We start from the raw sequence: 1,353 nt of genomic DNA, 5'->3' as shown, positions 1-1,353 counted from the left end.
CAGGATGGTGAAAAACCGCTCTGAAATTCCCCTTACCTTTCCCGCCGAACCAAATCGGCTGGGTGCGGGGTCGGTTTGATAACCTGAAGGGGGGCGGAAGCCCCTGTTCGGGGCTGTGAGCGTCCCAAAACCCGCCTCTGGACGGAGTTCGGGCGCACCCATCCCTCAGGCGGGCGCCGCCCGCGCTACTGGAACGAAGGTCAGCAGGTTCACCAACCGCGTCAGGTTGTAGGCCGCGAAGCAGAATACCGCCTGTCCCGAGACCTTGGCCAAGCCACGGTGACGGGTCTTGCGGAAACCACCCACGGTTTTGAGCCAGCCGAAGGCTTCCTCGATCATCTTGCGACGCCTCAGGCTCAACGCATAGCCCTTGCCGCGGGCCGTGCGACCATCCACGGCACTCCCCTTGGCCTTGCGTGCGACATGCGGTTTGATGCCGCGCGCCTTCAACGGGCCGATGAAATCGGTCCGGTCATAGCCCTTGTCCGCGGCGACCGATCCGCCTGCGGGCACGCGCCGCGCAATCATCACGGTGGCGGCTTCGACTTCGGCGTTCCCGGTCGCCTGGGTCGTCTGGACATCAACGATCAGGCCGTGTCGGTTCTCGGACAGGGCATGGGTGATGTAGCGCAGCTTGGCTTCGGTGAATTCGCCCTTCTTATACAGCCGGGCTTCCGGATCGGTGGTGCTGGCGTGGGTTGCGTTGCTCCGCTTCTCGCCCGAGAAGTCGACCGTCCGATTACGACCGGTGGGCTTCTCCGGACCGCCCCCGTCCTTCCGCACGAAGCTCTTGTGCGAAGCCCACGCCTCGATCAAGCTGCCGTCCACGCTGAAATGCTCGGCCGACGCCAGGTTCTTCCATTCGGCAATCGCCAGCACCCGCTCGAAGAAGTCGCGCGCTGCCCCTTCCGACAACAGTCGATCACGATTGACGCAGAACACCGTGCGGTCCCACACCGGATCGTCAATGCCAAGACCCACGAACCAGCGGAACAGCAGGTTGTAGTCCAACTGCTCCATCAATTGACGTTCACTGCGCAGCGAGTAGAGCACTTGCAGCAGCAGCGCTCGCAACAATCGCTCCGGCGCCACCGACGGCCGGCCCGTGCGGGCATAGCGCCGGTCGAACTCCGCGGACATGGAGCGGAGGATCGCGTCCACCAGCAGCTTCATCCGCCGCAGCGGATGCGTGGCCGGAACCCGTTCCTCCAGGTTCACGTAGCTGAACAGGGTGTCCGTTCGAACGTCTTCGCCGCGCATGACCGATCCCAAACCAGTAGATACCGTATTTTACCCCGTCCAGAACGCCGGAGCCCCCGCCACACAACGCCTTCGGAGTTTTTCACCAGCCTG

At 63.6% G+C, this 1,353-nt stretch carries 1 protein-coding gene; it reads right to left on the bottom strand.

The window, feature by feature from the left end:
* Positions 1 to 165 precede the first annotated feature (165 nt).
* The gene (locus tag ACW73L_RS22100; RefSeq protein WP_498924698.1) at positions 166 to 1,260 is read right to left on the bottom strand and encodes an IS5 family transposase; all 1,095 of its coding nucleotides are present in this window, start codon (positions 1,258 to 1,260) and stop codon (positions 166 to 168) included.
* Positions 1,261 to 1,353 lie beyond the last annotated feature (93 nt).

Source organism: Methylolobus aquaticus, assembly GCF_054172105.1.
Note: the sequence above shows the minus strand (reverse complement) of the source record. Positions and strands in the feature narration are given on the sequence as shown.

What these genes read in the sequence shown, in the direction of transcription:
- ACW73L_RS22100 (WP_498924698.1), bottom strand. Translation starts at nt 1,260, where the DNA reads ATGCGCGGCGAAGACGTTCGAACGGACACCCTGTTCAGCTACGTGAAC.